A 17116-nucleotide genomic window follows, 5' to 3' on the forward strand; every position below is an offset into this window, starting at 1 on the left:
CAAGCTTCAGCAATGGATCACCGGGATCAAGCTGCATCAACAAATCTGTTCCAAACAGATTCGGTTGATGAATCGTACTACTATTTCTTAGCATTATTAATCACCATTTCGACCAGAAATACAGCGCCATTTTAACATCTTCGGTCGCTATGATCACTAACATACAGTGCATTTATAACTAATATCAAATGCTTAAGGGTTTTTCAGAATCGACTACTTATTTACTCAGGAATCATTACTTGATAGCCAAAGACAAGTGAGTGTAATGTTTGCAAAGTCATACGCGAATTCGATATGGCCAAGTCACGCAGGTTTTATTCAGGAAGCAGCATCTCTTACGCGCAAAGAGCTGCAAAGCAGTGAAGAAATACGCGATATTCACCGGGATATGCGCATGCTGTTACGCGGAACCAATGTCCTCAATATAACAATCTTCGATGTGAACGGTATAGTGGCTTATTCTACTAATGAAAAGAAAATAGGCGATCTTCAACAGGATACTCGTTATCTTAGTGCACTGAGCGGAGAAACATTAAGCACGCTTATGTTTCATGATATCTATAAATCAAATCATAATGAATTAGAGAAACGCTATGTCGTAACAAGCTACATGCCAATCAGAATTTTGGATGCTGCGCCAGTAGAGGGCGTTATGGCCATTGACCTGGATATTACGAGTTTAAGGAATGAAATGCATTTTCAGAAGATTCGTGCGATTAGTTGGCTAATTTTTATAATGTCACTGGTTTATTTGCTTGTATGGATATTTACGAAGCGAGCAGATCGTCTGTTGCGTGAGCAGCAATTGCAACGCGAAAAGGATTTGGAGGATATGCGGCACTTGGCCTATCACGATCCCCTTACAGGATTTCTTAATCGTTCGAGCTTTGCTGAACATACTGCGGAAGCCGTGCACCGTGCAAAAAGAGTAGGTTGGACAACGGCTATAATGTTTCTTGATCTTGATCGTTTCAAACTGATTAATGATAGTCTCGGGCATGATACTGGGGATCAGTTGCTGCGTTTAACGGCGGAACGAATTCGGGGTGCATTGCGTGAAAGTGATATCTTATTCCGCATGGGTGGAGATGAATTCACTGCGATTCTTGAAGATGTGAATATTCCCGAAAGAACGGTTGAGGTAGCGCACCGGATACTTGATGTCATCGCTAGGCCGATAAAGCTGCAAGGAGAAGAATTTACGATATCTGCAAGCATTGGTATCGCTGCTTACCCCCGTGACGGGGAATCTGCTGATGACCTCGTTAAATGCGCTGATACTGCTATGTATCATGCGAAAGAACTGGGGGGCAATTGTTTTAGTTTTTTTTCGGTTGAGATGAACAAAAGAGCCGAAGATAGCCTTAAGATGGAAACAGCTTTGAATCGCGCGGTAGCGAATGCAGAATTCTTTTTGCAATATCAACCGCGAGTGTGTGCACATGCACAGCGGGTGATCGGAGCCGAAGCGTTGCTGCGTTGGAAACACCCGGAATGGGGAGTGGTGTTTCCGAGTCGTTTTATTCCTCAACTCGAGGAGTCCGGGCTCATCGTACCGGTCGGCGCCTGGGTGATCAGAGAAGCATGCCGGCAAAACAAGGCGTGGCAGGATATGGGGCTCTCTCCAATAAATATATCGGTTAATCTTTCCTCGCGCCAATTTCGTAGTGAATCGCTAATAAGCACAGTGTGTCTAGCCTTGACTGAATCCCAACTGGAACCTCGCTACTTTGAAATGGAACTGACAGAAAGTCTGTTGGTGGATAATACTGAAAATGCCATTGCGCTAATGCACTCCTTAAAGAATCTTGGTATTGCTTTGTCGATTGATGATTTTGGAACTGGTTACTCATCGCTTAGTTACCTCAAGCGTTTTCCGATTGATTGCCTCAAAATTGATCGTAGTTTTGTTACTGATCTTGCCAACAAAACCAAAGACGCAGCAATTATAGAAGCCATTTCAACCCTTGCGCACAACTTGGGAATCGGACTTGTGGCGGAAGGTGTGGAAAATATCAACCAAGTACGATTGCTGCAAAAGTATGGATGCACTGAACTGCAAGGTTATTTCTACAGTCAGCCAGTTAATGCCGATCAATTGCCTGAAGTGATCGCTTGCCTGGGTGAATCTAAAATTGCTGTAAGAGTGGTGTAATATGTATTGGCTCATGACCGGCTATACAGTTAGCTGACGCACCCGATCCAATCAGCTAGGCTTCCATGTAGCGGCTTGAATCAAATGTGAACGATTGGGTATCGATCAAGCATTAAAGGCATAGCGTGGAATATCAAGTATTGCAAGTTGAGAATGGCAAGCCGATCAAGCTGTGGGCCAACGGCGTACCCGTTGAGGACGATGCTCGCGCGCAGTTGATGAACACAGCCCGTATGCCATTTATCTATCGGCATCTGGCGGTGATGCCGGACGTGCACTTGGGTAAAGGTTCGACCATCGGGAGCGTGATCCCCACGCAGGGCGCAATCATTCCGGCAGCGGTGGGCGTGGATATCGGCTGCGGCATGATGGCTGCGCGCACGACACTGACAGCGCAGGATTTGCCGGATCATTTGTTTGAATTGCGCAGCGCCATTGAGCGCGCCGTACCGCATGGCCGCACTTCAAAACGCAACATGCGCGATAAAGGCGCATGGGATACGCCGCCTGCATCAGTGGATAGCATGTGGGCGAGCCTGGTTCCCGGGTTTGACCGTATTGCCGGAAAATATCCGCGGTTGAAGAAGACCAACAACTATAAGCATCTGGGCACGTTAGGCAGCGGTAACCACTTCATTGAGGTTTGTCTGGACCAGGTTGATCGCGTGTGGTTCATGCTGCACTCGGGTTCACGTGGCATCGGCAACGCCATTGGTACCTACTTTATCGAACTGGCGCAAGCGGATATGCGCCATCATATTGCCAATCTTCCGGATCGTGATCTGGCTTATTTCGAAGAAGGCAGCGAGCATTTCGAGGATTACGTCGAAGCCGTGGGCTGGGCGCAGGATTTTGCGCGGCGTAACCGCGCGGTGATGATGCAGAATGTCATTGCCGCTGCGCGCAAGGTTATTGCCAAGCCGTTCATGGCAGATGTGGAGGCTGTCAACTGCCACCATAATTACGTACAAAAGGAAATGCACTTTGGCACGGAAATTCTGGTGACGCGCAAAGGCGCAGTATCTGCGCAGAAAGGCGAACTGGGCATTATTCCCGGCTCCATGGGCGCTAAAAGCTACATCGTTCGTGGCTTGGGCAACCAGGAAGCATTCTGTTCATGCAGTCACGGCGCTGGGCGTATCATGAGCCGTAACGAAGCCAAGCGCCGTTTTACGGTTGCAGACCAAATCGCGGCAACAGCTCATGTCGAATGCCGCAAGGATGCCAGCGTGATCGATGAGATTCCGCTGGCCTACAAGAACATCGATGCTGTCATGCAGGCGCAAAGTTCTTTGGTAGAGGTTGTCCATACCCTCAAGCAAGCGATCTGCGTCAAGGGATAAGCCTCTGCAAACGGTGGCGGAATGCAGATCCGTCAGCGTCTTTTTATTCAGAACGTGTTTTCAAAGAAAATGATCCAGCAATTTACGGCTGTGGCGATCCAGCGCCAAGCGATCCTGAATCAGGAAATGAATGCCATGATTATCAACGATGTGGCTGATAAGCAGCGAATATCTTCTTCACCTTTAGGAATAAAAACAGTTTCTCCGCGATCCGTTTCAACCTGCCAGGTATTTGGCGTGATAAAGCTCGATATTTTTAATACGCGTTTGATTTCCGGCATAAATTCACGATGTGCAAGATCCGATTCAATCAGTTCCCGGTAATGCTGCGGCAAATCTTTAAGCTGATTAATCCACACTAATTCATGTCCTTGTGAGTCAATCAGCGCAATGCCATGATTCGGGCTGGTGATTGGAAATGCCCGAATTGGTATCACGCCTTCGTGCATCACGCCGGATTGATTCATCAGAACAAGCTTCCCGTACGAATTCCGGGTTAATTGATAATCAACGGTCATATTCATTTATACGCTCCCGCGGCTATTGTGCGCTTCAATCGGAACCATAGTCTTGTCTTCCGTATCCACATTGCGTGCCTGTGCCAGCCATAAGCGGTAGTAATAACCTTGCTGTGCCATCAATTCAGCGTGGTTTCCAATCTCGACGATCATGCCCCGATCAAGAACGATGAGATGATCGGCTTCGCGCAACGTAGACAGACGATGGGCGATGGCAATCGTGGTGCGGCCACGCACCAGATTATCCAGCGCTTTTTGAATGTCTTTCTCGGTCGTTGTGTCCACTGAGGAGGTTGCTTCATCCAGGATCAGGATGCGCGGATCAATCAGAAGGGCGCGGGCAATTGAAATGCGCTGACGTTCGCCGCCCGAGAGCGCTTGCCCGCGTTCCCCCACCAGCGAATCGTAACCATGTGGCAGGCGCAGGATAAATTCATGAGCATGTGCAGCACGCGCAGCGGATACAATTTCTTCCCGCGTTGCGCCGGGTTTGCCATAAGCGATATTTTCAGAAATCGTGCCAAAAAACAGAAAGGGTTCTTGAAGTACCAGGCCGATATGTTTGCGATACCCAGCAATCGATAAGGTGCGGATATCGTGCCCGTCGATCAGCATAACCCCTTCCGTGACATCATAGAAACGACAGATCAGATTAACCAGCGTGCTTTTCCCCGAGCCGCTGTGTCCGACCAGACCGATCATTTCTCCCGGCTGGATAGTTAAATTGATGTCACGCACGATGCTGCGCGTTCCATAACGGAAGGAGACATTGCGTAATTCAATCCGGCCTTGAGCTGCGGATAAATGCACGGGATCAGGTGATTCCGGGACGCTGGATACATGATCCAGAATATCAAAAATGCGCTTGGTGCCTGCCGCGGCTTTCTGCGTAATGGAAACGATACGGCTCATTGAATCCAGGCGAATGTAGAAGCGACCGATATAGGCCAGAAAGGCTGTCAGTACGCCAACGGTGATCTCGTCATGGGAGATTTGCCAAATCCCACATATCCATACTACCAGCAAACCTACTTCAGTCAGCAATGTAACCGTGGGCGTGAATAATGACCAAACCCGGTTCACGCGATCATTGACGTGTAAATTGCGCTGGTTTGCAGCATGGAAACGCGCCGCTTCTCTTTTTTCCTGAGCAAATGCCTTAACCACCCGGATGCCTGGAATGGTATCCGCGAGAACGTTATTGACTTCGGCCCAAATCCGGTCGACTTTTTCAAAACCTATACGTAGCCGGTGACGCACGCTATGAATCAACCAGAGAATGATGGGTAACGGTACCAGCGTTACCAGCGTCAGCCAGGGATTGATTGAAATTAAAATTACGGCAGTCATCGCAATCATGATGACATCGGTGGCAAAATCCAGCAGGTGTAGAGAGAAACAGATTTATCCGGTCGGTCTCGGCACCGATACGCGCCATCAGATCGCCGGTTCGCTTGCCCCCAAAATATTCCTGCGAAAGATTCAGCATGTGCTCGTAGGTTGTGGTGCGCAAATCAGCGCCGATTCGCTCGGAAACACGGGCCAGTATGTATGTTCTCGCCCACCCCAATATCCAGGCAAGAATCGATGCGCCCAGCAAGCCGGAGAGATACAGTGTCACCAAATCCGTATCGATGGGTTGGCCATTCTGATAGGGTATCAGTACGTTATCCATCAACGGCATAGTTAAATAGGGCGGCACCAAGGTTGCAGCCGTGCAGCATAAAGTCAACAGAAACCCGATGAGCAAACGTCCTTTATAGGGCTTCGCAAAACGCCACAAGCGAAATAAAGTCCAGGTTGACGGGAGAGTATGATTTTGTTTGTCACAGACTGCACATTTTTCTTCCTCGGAAGATAAAAATGCGGAACAACCTGGACACTGCGCCAGCCTATCGGATGATGGCGGGAGCTTACCGGTAAGATGATAATCCAGTTGTTCAGTGAAACAATGTATCAGGTGGCTCACTGCGGCATCGTTACCCAGGCGATAATGCCAAAAAGAAAGCCGTGCATGCGTATCATATAACTCCAGGCAACCAATACCTGCATAATCGCGCTGCGTTAATGACAATCCTTTGCGGTAGTGCCATGCCTGCCAGGTTTCATCGTCAAGCATTTTGGCCAGTAAGAAGCGTTTATTGGTTGCTACGATCAACCCTGTCGAGAAATGCAGCTGAGGATCGAGGTCGATTGGGAGCCAGGCCAGCACATTTTCTTCACTGATTAATTGTGATGCAAGCTCGTCGGCCCAACTGATGGGAGGATGATTGAGAGATAAATAATCAGTTCGCTGCATTAGCTAAGGAAGTGCTGATTAATTGGCTGCACGAGCGAATCACTTCGTTGCACGGTATTCGCGCTTCATCTCGTTCGCCGAATTAATCAGCGCTTCCATAAACTGCGAAGAAAGGCAAAATAAAGGATTTTCTTGTAAAAGCAAGCAATGGGGCCGGATTTCAAATGGAACGATCGATGCTGCTGATAGAAACGGTTTTATTGATGAAATATTTTACTTTCCTCATGCCTGGCAAATAGGATGAACAAGTCTCATGCGATGAAACCGGCTAGTGACTCCAAAGATTGGAGGATTTTTCAGAGTCCCTGGTAACGGTTAGTTATTATGCCAGCGTTGCTTGATTTCTTGTCTTTTTTGAGCGGGCAGTTGTTCCATTTTTTTGTAAATTTCACGCACCTGCTTTCTTTGTTCAGAAGTCAATGCATGCCAGCTTTGCATTTGCGATTGTATGCGTTGCTGTTCCTTCAGACTCATTTTGGGATAGCGTTTTGCAATACCCAGCCATTTTTTCTTTCTCTGCAGTTTCATGACATTCCAATCTTCCGCCAGTGGCCCCAGAATTTGTTGCTGTTGATTTGTCAGATCTTTCCAGTCGAGCTGATTGGGATCAGCAAGGGCTTCAGCAGTGAAGAAAAGAAATATCCCACATAAAGTGATTAATCGATATCCAGCCATTTCTCAAGCTCGTTATCAATGTAAGCATCCACCGGCAAATCGTCGGCCAGTATCAAGGTATCAATTGCTGCATTATTTTCATGCTCAGAAAATTGGGCGAGCATGATATGCATCAAAATATATATCGCGGTTAACAGCAGCAATAGCTTTCCAGCCGCTGAATATCCGCCGTGTTTGCCATAAACCGAAGTATTGCGGCCTGAATTAATGAGTTTTGCTGATTCCGGTTCGCATTGCTCAAGCGCAGCCTGGCGTGCTAACTGCAGTCGATACAGAGTGCTTTGCTTGATAGTTTCTTTGCTACCCTGATCCAGCAATCGGGCAATATTTTTTCCGAATTCTTGTTCGTTCACAATTCCACTCCTTTCGCTTTGAGTATTGTAGCTAATGTATGCGTTGCTCGTGAACAATGCGTTTTTACACTTCCTTCCGAACAATTCATAATTATAGCAGTCTCCGCCAAACTCATTTCTTCCCAATAACGCAGTATAAAAGCTTCACGTTGACGCAATGGAAGGGTTTTTATCGCTTCTTCAATTAACTGGATCAACTGGGCTTTTTCAAGTTGAGTACTGGGATCATTGGATTCCTGCTTGATCGGTAAAGTTTCGAGAATGTCGAAGTCTTCGTGATTTTTATCCCGATCATCAGGCGTGAACGATGAAAACAAAGAGGTCCATAGCGAGCGGATCTTTTGCCTCCGGTAGTAATCCCGGATGGTATTTTGCAATATGCGTTGAAACAGAAGCGGTAGCTCTTCGATTGGTTTCGCTGCGTATTTTGTTGCGAGCTTCATCATGGAGTCCTGGACGATGTCCAGTGCTGCATGCGTATTTTGCACCGCAAATAAAGCTTGCTTATAAGCACGTCTCTCGATTTCAGCCAGAAAATCTGAGAGTTCTTGTCGAGTAGCCAGGATTGTCAGCCTTTAGATAAGTATTCAAAGATAAGTCAGAAAAGTTTAATCTAACTTATGTAAAATTTTTGTAAAATGCATGGCTGAATATTACGTTGACAGCTTTTTCTTGCTATTCGCCGCACTAGTAAAAATAGTCTGAAACAATAATCTAACTTTTCATTGCCCAAATAGGGTGATTGCCTTATTGTCTATTATCGGTGTAAGGATTTTCTTTCATGCAACAGCGTAAAGTTAACTGCCCACAATGTGGGAAGAAAGTAATTTGGGAAGCTGCTAACCGTTTCAGGCCCTTTTGTTCAGAGCGTTGCAAAATAGCGGATTTGTCGCAGTGGGCTCAAGAATCTTATCGAATTCCGGAGCCTGCGAATAGCCGGGAAGAAAAAAATAACTGAGCCTATAGAGAATGGATGAATCGGTTTATGATAAGAATCGTGAGTTACAGCGTAAGCTGGATCATTTCATCAAACAGGCCAGAGCCAATGAAAAAAAACAGGAGCTATATGAAACCTTTGGTTTCGAGATCATTGGTGCCAGCACTCCCAAACAGTTGCGCGATTTGCTGCTATCCCAAAGTATTGCACGTTTCCAGCTCCTGGATATGGTGCTGTGTCTTGTGGATCATCATAAGGATGCCGATCGCTTATTTTTTGAACACGATGAAGAAGCGCGTTTAGGCTGTGCAAATAAGCTATTGATTCTTGATGTTATAAACGATGCGGAAATCATTCAGTCATTCATCGTCAATCCGATGCTGGGAACCGAAGCGCTAAAGAAATATCGATGGATGATCAGTGAGTTAGGATCATCTGATCAAATCAAAAGTGCGGCCTTTTTACCACTGCTGCGCAGTAATCAGGTTATTGGTGCGATGATGCTGTTGAGCCAGGATCCACATCGTTACCAAAAGGACATCGGGACTTTTTTTTTGCAGAAATTATCCGCGATGACAGCGGTTGCAATAGAAAACTGCCTCAATCAGCAGAGAATCAAGGAAATCAGTTATCAGGATGCGCTAACGCAAGCCTACAACCGGCGTTATTTCGACCTGCGGCTTAAAGATGAAATTGCCCGGTGTATCCGCTGGAATGATGATTTAATCTGCATGTTTCTCGATGTCGATCATTTCAAGAAAATCAATGATAGTCATGGTCACCAAACAGGTGATTTGGTGTTAAGGCACATGGTGAACCTGATCAAGGAACAAGTAAGATCCTGCGATATTGTAGCCCGCTATGGCGGAGAAGAATTCGTTGTGGCGTTGCCTTCAACGGCCTTGCATGCTGCGCATGAAATTGCTGAACGATTACGCAAAGCCATTTGTTCCTCGACGATTATTCTTTATGACAAGCAACTCAATATCTCGGTATCCATAGGCATGGCCAGCCTGCGAGACTTGCCGGCCGCACTGCAGCAAAATGCTGATGTTATCAGTGCGGCCCTTCTGGAAAGAGCGGATAAAGCCTTATACGAGGCCAAAGAAGGCGGAAGAAACCGGGTGATTGTGTATACCCATCCTATTCCATAGAAGATATGACTATGCGGCACCGCGCATCATGGCAATACCCTGCGCGCCCATTTCCTGCGCAATGATCAAATCTTCCGAACCGAGTCCACCCAGCGCATAAACCGGCAACGGATAGTCGCGGATGATCGAGGCAAACTTGCGCCAGCCCAGTGGCGGTAATCCCGGATGACTTAAGGTCGACTGAACCGGCCCCAATACAACAAAATCAAGTCCTAACAGCTTCGCTGCATAGAGTTCCTCGGTATTGTGACAGGATGCGCCGCATAAACCATATTCCGGGCCGGGGCGGCGTGGCATCGTCATCAGTTGCGCTGATGTCAAATGTACGCCATCGGCGCCGGTCTCGCGCGCCAGCCCGGCATCGCTATTGATCAGAACTTTCGCTTGATGAGCACGCGCCTGCGCCAGCACTTTTCCCGCAAACTCGCGCAGCTTATCTTTCCCCATTTGTTTCTCGCGAATTTGCAGTAAGCGCAAACCGTTTTGCAATGCGCGATCAATCTGCTGCAATGCTGATTCGATCCCGATCTCGCTTGCGCGTGTGATGGCATAAAGCGGTGGAAGCAACAGCGCCTGCAAAATCGGCCCGTTCGCCGGCAGAATGGGAGCAACTGCAATTTCTTGAGGCATCTGCCAGGATACAGCCTGCATTTCTCTGGGCATCAACTTGCCTTCCCATTCCACCACACGAAAAAAATGCAGCCGCACAGTCGCGTGCGCATACGTGAAAATGCGTGAGATCCAAGGCTGGGCATAACGGACATGGATACCCAATTCTTCCCATAGCTCACGCTCCAGAGCGTGCAATAAGGATTCACCCAGCTCAACTTTGCCGCCGGGGAATTCCCAGTAACCCGAATATACCTTGCCCTCCGGTCTCTGTGCCAGCAGAAACCGGCCATCCGGTTGCAGAATGACGGCAGCGACAACTTCAACGATAGGAGTTAATGCGGGACTGGGAATGGTGATGTGATTCATGAAATCTTGCCGCTGGCCGACTGTGTCCTTCCGGCCCAATCCCGTGCAAACTGCCAGGCCACGCGCCCGCTGCGCGATCCGCGCTGCAGCGCCCATTGCAAAGCTTCGGCGCGAGTCTGCGGAGTCAGCTTGCCGATACCGAAATAAACCAGCCAGCCATGCACAATTTCCAAATACTGATCCTGATCGAACGGATAAAAAGATATCCATAAACCAAAGCGCTCCGACAATGAGATTTTCTCCTCGACGGTTTCGCTCGGATGTACTTCCTCGCCGATATGCCGCGTATCCAGATTGTCGCGCATGAACTCCGGCACCATATGGCGCCGGTTCGACGTCGCATAGATCAACACATTATCGGACACCGTGGCAATCGAGCCATCCAGCACCACCTTGAGGGCTTTATAGCCCGGCTCATCGGTTTCAAACGATAAATCATCGCAAAACAAAATAAAACGCTCCGGGCGTTGATAAATCCTTTCGACGATATCATGCACATCGATCAGATGATGCTTTTCCACCTCGATCAGGCGCAGCCCGTTCCCGGCGTATTGGTTCAGCAATGCCTTGATCAATGACGATTTGCCGGTGCCGCGCGCGCCCGTCAGCAGTACATTGTTGGCCGGAAATCCTTGCACGAACTGGCGCGTATTCTGATCGATGCGCTGTTTCTGATCATCAATGCCGCATAATGCGTCCAGCGTAATTTGATGTGGGTGCGTCATCGGTTGAATAAATCCGGAGTTTCCTTGCCTGCGCCATCGAAAAGCTACCGCAGCCTGCCAATCCGGTTGCGGATGACTTACCGGCAAGCAATACTCCAGGCGATCCAGCAGCTTGTTCGCACGCTTATACAGTTTATCCCAATCACTCATAGTGTTGATTCCGCAGACTCTCAGCTGCGGTAACTCGCGTTAATCTTGACATAATCATACGAAAAATCGCAGGTCCATACCGTGGTTGAGGCGGTGCCGCGATTGAGCACGACACGGATGGTGATCTCAGCCTGATGCATCACGCGCTGGCCGTCTTCTTCGCGGTAATTCCCTGCCCGGCCGCCTTTCTCTGCCACCAGCACGTCATCCAGATAAAGTTGAATGCCATCGACATCCAAATCATCGATGCCCGCATAACCGATGGCTGCCAGAATACGCCCTAAATTCGGATCGGACGCGAAGAATGCGGTTTTGACCAGCGGCGAATGCGCAATCGCATAAGCCACTCTGACGCATTCATCCTTGCTCTTGCCGTCTTCGACCTGTACGGTAATGAATTTGGTCGCGCCTTCGCCATCGCGCACGATCATTTTCGCTAGCCCGGCGGCAACCGTGGTCATTGCCTCCTGCAATTGGCAGAATTCCTCGGTGTGCGGATTAACGATCTCTTTGTTATCAGCTTTTCCGGTTGCCATCACGATGAATGCATCGTTGGTCGAGGTATCGCCATCCACGGTAATGCGGTTGAACGAGCGATCCGCCGCATGCTGTACCAGTTTCTGCAGCATCGGCTGGCTGATGGCCGCGTCGGTCGCGACATAACCCAACATCGTCGCCATATTCGGTCGGATCATGCCGGAACCTTTGGCAATGCCGGTGATCGTCACGGTTTTGCCTTTGATCTGCACCTGCTTCGACGCCGCCTTGGGCACGATATCCGTGGTCATGATCGCATGCGCTGCATCGAACCAGTTATTTGTTTTGCCATTCGCCAATGCCGCAGGCAATCCTTGCACAATCCGATCCACCGGCAACGGTTCCATAATCACGCCGGTTGAGAACGGCAACACCTGTTGCGGCGCAAAACCCAATAGCCTGGCCAGCTCCGCGCACGTCGTTTGCGCATTGAGAATACCGGATTCCCCGGTTCCGGCATTGGCATTGCCGGTATTGATTACCAGCGCGCGCACCGATTGCGCCAGGTGCTGCTTGGCTACGATGACCGGCGCGGCGCAAAAACGGTTCTGCGTAAATACCCCGGCGACTTTCGCGCCCTCGTCCAGCACCATCACCAGCAAATCCTTGCGATTCGCCTTCTTGATACCGGCTTCGGCAATGCCGAGGGTCACACCCGCAACAGGCAACAATTGTTCAGCAGTTAAGAGAGGAATATTGACAGGCATGAGCAACTCATCATAGTGATTGAAATGCCGCTATGCTATCGCAATCCGGATCGGATTTCAGGAATTCCGCGCAAATTCTAATGACCGCCCGCAATACCTCGAGGTACCCATGCTAAACTCTTCCCATTCTGATCTGCCAAGTTATAAAAATTAGAGGGATGTTACAATTAAAAAAGCCCGGCCGTAAACGGCCGGGCTTTTTTAATTAAACTATATTTACTGCGGTACGATATTGGATGCCTGTTTACCTTTAGGGCCGGTGGTGATATCAAAGGTAACACGCTGAGCTTCCCGGAGTGATTTGTAACCACCGCTGCTGATTGCAGAGAAATGAGCAAATATGTCTTCTCCACCATCATCCGGGGTGATAAAACCAAAACCTTTAGAATCATTAAACCATTTTACTGTACCTGTTGCCATATCTATTTCCTTAATAATTAGTAATTTATGTTGCAACCATGAGAATCCATGGTAGTCATCGAATATCAAGGAAAAAGCTCAAGCAATCGCATCACATTTCACAACTTGAATCCAAAAGACCCACATAAGATACACGTTTACTGACAAAGTTCAAGCCTTTATTATTCCGATTCGCATCACGAAGGTTCAATATTCGGGATAAAAATTTATAACGTCATGATTATAATTAATTAAGAACCTGATTGGCTGGTTGCTTAACCATCGGATGCCGGTATGGCGAAACAATACGGCCGAAGATATTTGCCTGGGCCTGTTGTCTATTGGGTTTGAATAACTGAGCATTATCGATCCATGCCAGACAGGAGATTGTTATGAGTGATTACAAAAAATTGACTACGGCTGCCGGTGTTCTTTATGCGCCTGAAGTTTCCTGACCTGAACTTGCAATACCCCGCAATCTTGCCGCGGAGATAGGTGCAGGACGCGCGGAGCAAATGTAATCACGGGGATTACATTTGATAACTTCTCTGCAATAGGTCAATTGTTACAAGCCAACTTCCATTCTGCTTCATCGATGCTATCCGGCGGGACCGGCACCCATTTTTGCGGTTGATTGTAGGAACGTATCAGATCGCCGCCTTCCATATTCCAGCTAAAGAATTTGTAAGCCAGTTTGCGCATTTGCTTTTGTTTGCAATCGTAATCGCGGCGGATTCTTTCTGATAAATATTCGACACCGGAGGCTTTCTGCACGGCTTGGTAATCAAACAAAGCCCACATTTTAGCGCGGTCTCCAGCCTTCTGGATCGAAGCCACATCGGCGTAGGCGGTATAGCCGCCATTGAGATTGCTTTCACCTACTTTGGTCCATTCCGCCATCGCGCTGGTACTGATCAGGGTCATTGTCAAAGCTAATAGTTTTATCATGTATTTTCGATGTTGTTTATTATCAATAGGATTGTATGAAGCGTAGTAAGCTTAATAGTACCGCTTATTTAATGACAATCATAGCGCATACCTCGGTATTATTTTTGCGCTGGCTTCTCTCAAGATCTTTATTTTTATCGTTCTGTCACGACTCCGGCAACGGTGCACCATTGAGACCAGGAACACGTGTCAGGAGAGGATTTATTGGCGATAGATCCGCATATTATCCACAGGATCGCCTCTGTGAATTTGAGTTATCTCCTACTTAGCACCTGATAAATCAAGAAGATCTAACTTTTCAAGCTCTATTATAGTCTCTTGAAGCGTGTTAGTAACTTGATTGACTCCCGCTGCTTGTAGTTTATTAGCGTTATTCTTGACAGATTGCGGGTCGTTTATACCGAATCTGCTTGCAACAATGACTATCTCTGGAAATCGTGCGCGTATGCGTTTGCAAAGGTAGATTGTATGCGCTAAATCGCCGGGATAAACTGAAGTGATAACGGCAATATTGACTTTTAATTGTTCAATGACTGTAAGCGTTTCAGTTGCAAGCCGCAATGAATTAAGTTGATGGCACTCAAAGTGTTCATGGGGTATTGATTTAATTAATATTTGTGCCGCTAGGTCATCAATCGAATCTCGTGCTGGAATGACTAAAATAATTTTGCGCTCAGTCTGTTCTTGCTTTTCATGATCTTTGGTTTCTTCTTCATAATCTTTAATGACGGCTGTTAAATTATCGATTAATTCATTTTGTTCCCCGGTATCAATTTTACCGTAGCGTAAATCGATCCTGGTCTGCATTAACGCAGGAATGGCTAAACTGTCGAATACTTGTACTAATGTAAGATCAGTATCAGAAAGCTGTTTTTCAACTATGTCAGAAGCTTCGTCGATGTCATCGGCTAATAATCGTTGATAAAAGCGCTGCCCGGCTGACAGAGTGGGCCGGTCGCCGAGGAGCGTATCCAGAAAACCTAAGTAAGGAACATATCGACCCAGCACTACGATACAAACAGTTAATGGTGAAGCTAAGATAAGGCCGATAGGTCCCCATAACCATGTCCAGAATGCGACACAAACCAGTAAAGCTGCCTGGGATACACCGATGCCACGACCATAAAGCATAGGTTCGATGATCATATTGGTTATCAGCTCAAGTACGCAGAACATTGCGAGTACCATTATCGCCAATGACCAGTCAGGTGAAAGCAGTAAACTCAGCGTAATGGGCAGAATTGCGGTCAACCATGCACCGAGATAGGGAATATAACGTAACAGCGCCCCAAAGAACCCCCATAACGCTGCATAAGGAACGCCGAGTAGCCATAAACCCAGAGCCACCGCGACGCCGTATCCTAAATTTATCAGCAATTGCATCAGCAAATACCTGCTGACGCGTTCCCCCGCATCCTCGAATGCTCGGGTTGTGTGGGCTAATTGTTCTACACCGATCAACGAAATGACACGATTGCGTAAATCTTCACGATTAAGCAACATAAAGCAAACCAGCACAATAATTAAGCCTGCATTAGCCAGAGGCTCTAGCATCGGGCCAAAAACAGACCACAATTGTGAGAGTTGAAAGGGGCCATCGTCTACAATACGTACAGGTTGAGCTTCTATTTTCTCTTTTTTATCGGCAGGAATGGGTAATTTGTCTTCGATTTCCGGATCATTCGTCAATTTTTCGGTAATACGTTCTGTTACAACCTGCAACTTGTCTAATATTCCATCACGGTCGCGTTCGGTGATTTGATTGAGTTTGGATAAGATATTGTTTTCATATTGGGGATAGGTATCCAATAAGCTTCCAATTTGACTGGTTACCCCCCAAATTGCCCCCACAATGCTGCTTAATGCCAGCGAAGCTGCTAGGGCAACCGCTACGACTCTGGCGACACCATGCTGCTGTAGCCATGCTACGATTGGCGTAAGTAGAAAAGTTAAAAGAATCGATAATGCAACAGGAATAACGATTATCCTTGCCCAATAAAGGAAACCCAGTACTAATGCCAGAGCTATTAGCATTGATACGTTATTGGTAACCAAAAGATTCTTTTTCATATTACTTTACTTCTTCTTCGTGTACTGAGAAGCTGGGGAATTTGAATCTATGCGGATAAAGCATGACATGCATAATAATACATCATGTTTGTCCGATTAATGATATGACATGGCTCAATAGGCCGAGCAACCTATTTAATGTCTTTGCCCAGATACAATGGTTGGATATGCCGTTTGTGGTACAGACTACGCTATGTCGCGCTCGAACACACCATTGTAAATTCAAAACACGGCAACGGGTTATTCAGAAGATTACCGAATATAGATATCTGCCATAACCGGCAGAGAAAACAGAAAAGGCTGGACTGTTTGTCACCAGCGCAATTTATTCAGCGGTGCTATGTCAACCTGCGTACTGCTACTGATGGGTTCTATTTTTGACAGCAGCACACAGATCGGTTTCTCTCAAATGAATATTCCGCTGAAGCTTATGCATTGGTAGCCTGACCTTGGTATAAACGGTTGGACAATTACATTAGCCAGCGGAATTTTTTCATCACATTTAAAATTTAATCTATCTATTACTATTTTGATTTAGCTAGCAGATTTTTTTAAGTGGTCTATTGCTTCATCGACATGCTTGGTGGCTTCTTCTGCATGATTTTCTTTTGCATGAGCGATTGCTTGCTCAAGATGTCTAATGGATTCAGTTGTATGCACTCTTTGAGAGCCATCCGACAATTCAGGCAATGCTATTTTCGCATGCTTTAAGCTTTCTTCCGCGTGCGTCAATAACTCTTTGGCATGTCCTGCTTTTCCATGTGTTTGTGCTTCTTTTGCATGCTCTATGGCTTCCACAATATGCGCATTAAACAATTCCCTTAAATGAGTTATTGCTTCATCGACATGCTTGGTGGCCTCTTCTGCATGATTTTCTTTTGCATGAGCGATTGCTTGATCAAGATGTCTAATTGATTCAGTTACATGCACTCTTTGGGTGGCATCCGATAACTCAGGCAATGCCTTTTTTGCATGCTTTAAGCTTTCTTCCGCGTGCGTCAATAACTCTTTGGCATGTCCCGCTTTTCCATGTGTTTGTGCTTCTTTTGCATGCTTCATTGCTTCTGAGGTGTCTTTACTAGCATTAGCAGCGATCAGGGGAAAGCTAAAAAGTAGAGCCAGTACACCGATTGCTAAAGTTGATTTGATGAGTTTCATATGCCCAATC

General features: G+C 47.1%; 14 protein-coding genes and 2 pseudogenes. 4 read left to right on the plus strand and 12 right to left on the minus strand.

The features are described 5' to 3' along the window. Window positions 1-265: 265 nt before the first annotated feature. A complete protein-coding gene (locus C4S39_RS07210) occupies window positions 266-2155 on the plus strand; it encodes a putative bifunctional diguanylate cyclase/phosphodiesterase (RefSeq protein ID WP_103966358.1) in 1890 nt (629 codons plus the stop codon). A 218-nt stretch (window positions 2156-2373) separates the two neighbouring features. Beyond that, window positions 2374-3498, plus strand: coding sequence for an RtcB family protein (locus tag C4S39_RS07215; protein ID WP_103966431.1), 1125 nt, complete (start codon window positions 2374-2376; stop codon window positions 3496-3498). Between the two features lie 60 nt (window positions 3499-3558). Here the strand turns inward: C4S39_RS07215 and C4S39_RS07220 are convergent. The 5 genes and pseudogenes from C4S39_RS07220 to C4S39_RS07245 form a co-directional block, all read right to left on the minus strand. Continuing rightward, window positions 3559-4022 (minus strand): annotated as a pseudogene (locus C4S39_RS07220) (cyanophycin metabolism-associated DUF1854 family protein). Beyond that, window positions 4023-6315, minus strand: a pseudogene (locus tag C4S39_RS07225) (cyanophycin metabolism-associated ABC transporter). 315 nt (window positions 6316-6630) lie between these two features. Then, window positions 6631-6990 carry a DUF3106 domain-containing protein gene (locus C4S39_RS07235; protein WP_103966360.1) on the minus strand — a complete coding sequence of 120 codons (360 nt, stop codon included), beginning with the start codon at window positions 6988-6990 and terminating at the stop codon, window positions 6631-6633. Next, entirely contained in the window at window positions 6972-7343 is a 372-nt protein-coding gene (locus tag C4S39_RS07240) for a DUF3619 family protein (RefSeq protein WP_181023779.1), read from the minus strand. The genes C4S39_RS07235 and C4S39_RS07240 overlap by 19 nt, the downstream gene beginning before the upstream one ends. Then, window positions 7340-7906 carry an RNA polymerase sigma factor gene (locus tag C4S39_RS07245; protein ID WP_103966362.1) on the minus strand — a complete coding sequence of 189 codons (567 nt, stop codon included), beginning with the start codon at window positions 7904-7906 and terminating at the stop codon, window positions 7340-7342. The genes C4S39_RS07240 and C4S39_RS07245 overlap by 4 nt, the downstream gene beginning before the upstream one ends. A gap of 218 nt (window positions 7907-8124) precedes the next feature. Here C4S39_RS07245 and C4S39_RS07250 point away from each other — a divergent pair, with 218 nt between their 5' ends. Further along, complete coding sequence (locus C4S39_RS07250; protein ID WP_103966363.1) at window positions 8125-8301, plus strand: DNA gyrase inhibitor YacG; 177 nt, start codon at window positions 8125-8127, stop codon at window positions 8299-8301. A gap of 11 nt (window positions 8302-8312) precedes the next feature. After that, on the plus strand, window positions 8313-9434 hold the full coding sequence (locus C4S39_RS07255) for a diguanylate cyclase (RefSeq protein WP_103966364.1): 1122 nt from the start codon (window positions 8313-8315) through the stop codon (window positions 9432-9434). 9 nt (window positions 9435-9443) lie between these two features. Here the strand turns inward: C4S39_RS07255 and C4S39_RS07260 are convergent, their stop codons facing one another. From C4S39_RS07260 to smbP, 7 genes are all read right to left on the minus strand, one after another. Further along, window positions 9444-10412, minus strand: coding sequence for a Nudix family hydrolase (locus C4S39_RS07260; RefSeq protein WP_103966365.1), 969 nt, complete (start codon window positions 10410-10412; stop codon window positions 9444-9446). Beyond that, a complete protein-coding gene (locus C4S39_RS07265) occupies window positions 10409-11287 on the minus strand; it encodes an ATP-binding protein (protein ID WP_103966366.1) in 879 nt (292 codons plus the stop codon). Before C4S39_RS07265 ends, C4S39_RS07260 begins: the two co-directional genes overlap by 4 nt. Window positions 11288-11307: 20 nt before the next feature. Beyond that, window positions 11308-12531, minus strand: a complete 1224-nt coding sequence (gene argJ, locus C4S39_RS07270; protein ID WP_103966367.1) for a bifunctional glutamate N-acetyltransferase/amino-acid acetyltransferase ArgJ — start codon at window positions 12529-12531, stop codon at window positions 11308-11310. Window positions 12532-12747: 216 nt separating this feature from the next. Beyond that, window positions 12748-12951, minus strand: coding sequence for a cold-shock protein (locus tag C4S39_RS07275; RefSeq protein WP_013648451.1), 204 nt, complete (start codon window positions 12949-12951; stop codon window positions 12748-12750). A gap of 537 nt (window positions 12952-13488) precedes the next feature. After that, window positions 13489-13854 carry a surface-adhesin E family protein gene (locus tag C4S39_RS07280; protein ID WP_258039338.1) on the minus strand — a complete coding sequence of 122 codons (366 nt, stop codon included), beginning with the start codon at window positions 13852-13854 and terminating at the stop codon, window positions 13489-13491. A 285-nt stretch (window positions 13855-14139) separates the two neighbouring features. After that, window positions 14140-15948 carry an AI-2E family transporter gene (locus C4S39_RS07285; RefSeq protein WP_103966369.1) on the minus strand — a complete coding sequence of 603 codons (1809 nt, stop codon included), beginning with the start codon at window positions 15946-15948 and terminating at the stop codon, window positions 14140-14142. Window positions 15949-16482: 534 nt separating this feature from the next. Further along, entirely contained in the window at window positions 16483-17106 is a 624-nt protein-coding gene (gene smbP, locus C4S39_RS07290) for a small metal-binding protein SmbP (protein ID WP_103966370.1), read from the minus strand. Window positions 17107-17116: the final 10 nt, after the last annotated feature.

The organism is Nitrosomonas ureae (genome assembly GCF_900108305.1).
Taxonomy (GTDB): Bacteria; Pseudomonadota; Gammaproteobacteria; order Burkholderiales; family Nitrosomonadaceae; genus Nitrosomonas; species Nitrosomonas ureae_B.